The sequence below is a fragment of the uncultured Muriicola sp. genome (assembly GCF_947258935.1).
Taxonomy (GTDB): domain Bacteria; phylum Bacteroidota; class Bacteroidia; order Flavobacteriales; family Flavobacteriaceae; genus Muriicola.
In genome coordinates this window covers 1-4,542 of sequence record NZ_CAMYKH010000112.1, presented here as the reverse complement: position 1 = coordinate 4,542, position 4,542 = coordinate 1, and the positions used below count along the sequence as shown (strand labels likewise).

The following is a 4,542-nucleotide window of genomic DNA, read 5'->3' as shown; positions in this document are numbered from 1 at the left end:
TTTCATGTCTTGCGTTTTATATATATAAAACGCAAGCACAAGGCATTCACAGGGTTGCCGTTCGCTGAAAAACCCTTATTTTTCGGTATCTGGCAAGAATCTGGGTAAAGTGTAAAAAAACATCGGTGAATGTACACAGCCCCCAAAACAGCTTACCGAAAAAAGAGGGTCGTTTATCGGTAGATAATCTTTTAGATAGAACCTTACAATAGGTATTTCTTCTCATTTATATCCTCTCATCTATTTTCAAGGTCCCGAAATTGACTGAGAATTTACTACATTTAATTTCCGGTCCTTTTTGGATCGAAATACATCAATATTCACAGACTAAACAACGTACAAGGGATAATAAATCTAATTCTATAATACATATGAAATTTAAACTTCTGGAAGAATTCAAGGAATTTGCAGTAAAAGGAAATATGATAGACATTGCTATTGGTGTGATCATCGGTACTGCCTTTAACAAGGTGGTTGATGTACTCGTTAAAGAGATCTTCCTTCCCCCGCTGTCTTTCCTAACAGATGGTATCAATTGGGAAAACAAGAAATGGATCATACGGGAGGCTGTTACAGCCAATGGGGTTAGCAGCACAGAGCAGATCGCTATTGGCTATGGTAAATTGATAGAAGCTACCTTCGATTTTGTGATTATTGGGTTAACCGTCTTTCTGGTAGTCAAGTTTATGAATTCTCTACGTAAACAATCTCAGGATCCAAAGGATGCCACCGTTTCTACCCCCAAGGACATTGAGTTATTGAACCGTATTACGGAATTGCTGGAAAAGCAGGTTGAACTTGCCGAGCAAAAAAAATCCTGAACCCAAGCAGAGCTAAAGGACCCCACCAACTCAGTTGATAGAATACGCTACCACCTAACTCAATTGCCTAATTAAATTCTTCAGAGGTATCTGTCAACGCCTCCGCACCGAAAACCTGCCTACCTGATAGGTAGGAAAAATAATCCGCTATCGCATACTTAATAGCTTTTGACCGTAAAACCGAAGGTTAAAATCCGATCCTCCTGTTTTTGGTTTTCTATGACCAGACTTTCAAACGTATTGAGGTAGTTAATTTTAAAGTCCAGAAACTTCCATAGAGGCAATTCCAGGCCAATATCTGACCGCCAGCGATAGTTATCACTTTCCTGTAAAGATGGCTGATAATAACTCTCATGACTTAAAATTAATTTGCCTTTGATCAATTCATATTTTCCATAGATCCAGATGGTGCCTCTTAAAGTATTGATAATAGGGTCACCGTTGTAATTGCTGCGATTAAAAGTAGCCTGGGAGAAATCGGTTCGTTCATATTCGCTGGAAATAGAAAATTTAAGCCAATGATTTTTTTTGTTCAGCACTTGAAAGGTTACGCCAGCACCCACCAGATAACGCCGGTCTATTTTCCTTCTAAAATTAGTGCTTACAAAACCCAGAAGAAGAGGGTAAATTTTTCTATCGGGATTGAGATACAGAAAGTTGAGGCTTAAGATATCTTCATCTGCTTTTTCCTTCCCAAATTCCTGGTATACATAGGAGTTATTGGTTTTAAAAACCCAATTCTTAAAAGGAATAAAACTCAAATCCGATTTTGCCCTGAAGATCAGGGTTTCTACATTCCCACCCTGCCAAAACCCGGTTAAAGAAAGGTTGGCCTTTATCTTTAGGGTGTCGCTCTCGTTGATCTGAGCAAAAAGTACTATTGGAAAAAATAAGAGAAAATAGAATAGCTTATTCAGTGCTTTTGACATAAAATCAGAACTTATTTAATGGCAAAAATATAGGTATTTCTGAATTCTCGGCAGAAGTAGCTTACAAGCTGTACTCTATTTTTTAAAATTTAAGCAGGAACAGCAGCATGGGATCCGGGCAGTTTTGGGCATAAAAGTCAACTTCCGAGGTTCTACAGACCCCCGGATAATCCCCTTTTTTTCCCTGCAGGTCTATGATGAGTTGAAAATGCAGATGGGGAGCGTAATTTACATTTTCCTCCGGTGTCCCCAGGGTGGCCAGCACCTCGCCCTTTTTAAATTCTTTTCCGACATACAATCCGTCCATAGACTCCAGGGATAGATGCCCGTATAAACTATGAAAAACAATCCCATTTAGGGTATGCTGTAAAATAATGGTAGGGCCATAATCCCCTTGTACTGCATTGTTTTGAAAACTATGCACTTTCCCGTCCAATGGAGCCACTACTTGGGTACCTGCAGCAGACCAAATGTCGACCCCCAAATGCATATCCCTCCGCTCCTCCCCGGCCGCAAAATTAGCATTACTACGGTATAAATTTCGTTTTTCGAGATATCCCCCATAGCCCACTGCAGACCTATTCCTTTCTAGAACACTGTCTATATATGTCTGACAGGCCGTGGGATCTGAGATGTCTATACCTTTTAAATCCGGGTTAGTGACCGATAGATCTACCGGGGTATATTTCTCCATGGGAATGTTAGGATCCAGGACCCTAGTGGGTTGTAATTTGCTAAGGTATTGTAAAATGGTTTTCAAAACTGTTATTAATTGCTGACGGTAAGATAAGCGTTCGGCATAAGTTTGCCAAGAATAGAATTAACACGGATTTAACCCCTTTTTTGGAAAGTATTTATACCTTTTGCCGACTAACGCGTAAAAAATAATGAAAGTATTTCAAGCCACCTTTATAGCCATCATATCCCTGGTCACTTTTAGTTGCCAGACGAAAGCCAAAACTCCTGAACAAGCTAGCGAACCAATTGCTCAGGCAGAAAAGCTCAGTGAAGCCGAGCTGCAGCAATACGAAACTGCCTATTTTGCCAGTGGCTGTTTCTGGTGTGTAGAGGCCATTTTTGAGAGCGTAAAAGGAGTAAAAGAAGCCGTTTCCGGCTATGCGGGCGGATCAGAGGATAATCCTACCTATGAAGATGTAAGTTATGGAAAAACAACTCATGCAGAGGTTGTGGAGGTATACTACGATCCTAATGAGGTTTCGTTTTTTGAACTGGTACAAGTCTTTTTTGGCTCGCACGACCCTACAACCCTCAACAGACAGGGACCAGACCGAGGTCCGCAATACCGTTCCATTGCCTTTTATAATAGTGATAAGCAAAAGCAGGTCATAGAAGGATATATAAAGGCCCTGAATGAAAGTAAGGTGTACGACCAGCCTATTGTTACAGAAGTAATGCCATTTACAACCTTTTGGAAGGCCGAGGAATACCACCAGGACTATGAACGAAAACACCCCAACAATCCCTATATCACAAATGTTTCCGTTCCAAGATTAAACCAGTTTAAGAAAAACTTCCATGACTATCTGAAGAAAGATGTACATTAGGTAGTTATAAAATTTAAGAAAAACCGATTCCTTCGAATCGGTTTTTTTGTGGGTAGTCATAAGATATATCTACATCATAAAAAGAATGGGAATAAATTCCTGGCCCGTTTTAAAATTTGTACTAAAAAGGTTACAAATACAGAGGAATTTGTATCTTTCAATGACCATAGTAACCCCAGATCTATGACGAACGAAATGCCAATGGGCTACCTAACCCCATTTGCTTGTGCATTCCTTTTGACCATAGAGCGCTTTAATTTGAATCATATGAAATATGCAATCTTACTTTGTGCTTTATTTTTTTTGGTTGCCTGTAACGGCAAGAAAGAAAAAGAGGACCATCAACTCCTGATAGTTAAAAAAACCACGACTCCTCCCACCCTGGATGGTAAGGCTAACGACAACTGTTGGAATCTGGCAACCTGGCACCCACTAGACCAGAACTGGTTGGGCGAGGCTTATAGTTTTCAGGATTTTAATGGGCGGTATAAACTGAGCTGGGATGATGACTATCTCTATCTCATTGTCGAAATTACGGATGATATCCTCTATGATGCCCGTAAGGAACCCCTGAAATTATGGTGGGATGATGATTGTGTAGAAGTATTTCTGGATGAGGACAATTCAGGTGGCCTCCATCAGTTTAGTCACAATGCCTTTGCGTATCATATAGCCTTGGACGGAAATGTAGTAGATCTGGCTACAGACAGGGAACCCAGACTCTACAACGAACACATACAATCTGCCCGATCTACCATAGGAAAGCTTACTACCTGGGAAATGGCCATCAGGCTATATAACGACAAGTACAAGGATGAGGAAGTGAATGTGCCGGTGCCTTTAAAGCAAGGCAAGAAGGTAGGCTTTGCCCTGGCTTATTGCGATAATGATGGGAGTAAGGAACGGGAGAATTTCATTGGATCGGTCTTTGTTCCAGGAGAGGATAAGAATCAGGGATGGATCAATGCCGATATCTTTGGCACTCTGGTGCTTGAAGAGTAGGATTTATTTCAATACAATATTGCTGTAAGCACTGTGTAAGCTAAACGTCTTAGCAGTAGTTCCTTTTAGAGAATATCCTGTATGGAGCACTTCCTGCCCATTTTTGCTACTGCTAAGTGACCAGGAGGAGGGATAGTTAAATTCTGATCTAGTGTTTTTTGCTGTGACCGAAAATGGCGATGAAGGCATTACACATTGTAGCTCTCCGTTCTGAACCCTGATATC

General features: G+C 40.7%; 6 protein-coding genes. 3 read left to right on the top strand and 3 right to left on the bottom strand.

Features of this window, described 5'->3' with window-relative positions; genetic code table 11:
• Positions 1 to 371 precede the first annotated feature (371 nt).
• Entirely contained in the window at positions 372 to 821 is a 450-nt protein-coding gene (gene mscL / locus Q0X72_RS13160) for a large conductance mechanosensitive channel protein MscL (protein WP_297766320.1), read from the top strand.
• Positions 822 to 979: 158 nt separating this feature from the next.
• On the opposite strand, the gene Q0X72_RS13155 is transcribed toward mscL, so the two are convergent.
• Together Q0X72_RS13155 and Q0X72_RS13150 are read right to left on the bottom strand one after the other, a co-directional pair.
• Positions 980 to 1,750: a DUF481 domain-containing protein gene (locus tag Q0X72_RS13155; RefSeq protein ID WP_297766317.1), complete on the bottom strand. Its 771-nt coding sequence runs from the start codon at positions 1,748 to 1,750 to the stop codon at positions 980 to 982.
• Positions 1,751 to 1,832: 82 nt separating this feature from the next.
• Positions 1,833 to 2,510, bottom strand: coding sequence for a peptidoglycan DD-metalloendopeptidase family protein (locus tag Q0X72_RS13150; protein WP_297766314.1), 678 nt, complete (start codon positions 2,508 to 2,510; stop codon positions 1,833 to 1,835).
• 127 nt (positions 2,511 to 2,637) lie between these two features.
• Between Q0X72_RS13150 and msrA the strand changes: the two genes are divergently transcribed.
• Positions 2,638 to 3,315 (top strand): peptide-methionine (S)-S-oxide reductase MsrA, encoded by a 678-nt coding sequence (gene msrA, locus Q0X72_RS13145; RefSeq protein WP_297766311.1) that lies wholly within the window; start codon positions 2,638 to 2,640, stop codon positions 3,313 to 3,315.
• 183 nt (positions 3,316 to 3,498) lie between these two features.
• Entirely contained in the window at positions 3,499 to 4,317 is an 819-nt protein-coding gene (locus Q0X72_RS13140; RefSeq protein WP_297766308.1) for a sugar-binding protein, read from the top strand.
• 3 nt (positions 4,318 to 4,320) lie between these two features.
• On the opposite strand, the gene Q0X72_RS13135 is transcribed toward Q0X72_RS13140, so the two are convergent.
• The coding region (locus Q0X72_RS13135) for a hypothetical protein (RefSeq protein ID WP_297766305.1) at positions 4,321 to 4,542 on the bottom strand (222 nt) is incomplete at its 5' end.

Coding starts and splice junctions, on each gene's coding strand:
- mscL (WP_297766320.1), top strand. CDS start 372: ATGAAATTTAAACTTCTGGAAGAATTCAAGGAATTTGCAGTAAAAGGA.
- Q0X72_RS13155 (WP_297766317.1), bottom strand. CDS start 1,750: ATGTCAAAAGCACTGAATAAGCTATTCTATTTTCTCTTATTTTTTCCA.
- msrA (WP_297766311.1), top strand. CDS start 2,638: ATGAAAGTATTTCAAGCCACCTTTATAGCCATCATATCCCTGGTCACT.
- Q0X72_RS13140 (WP_297766308.1), top strand. CDS start 3,499: ATGACGAACGAAATGCCAATGGGCTACCTAACCCCATTTGCTTGTGCA.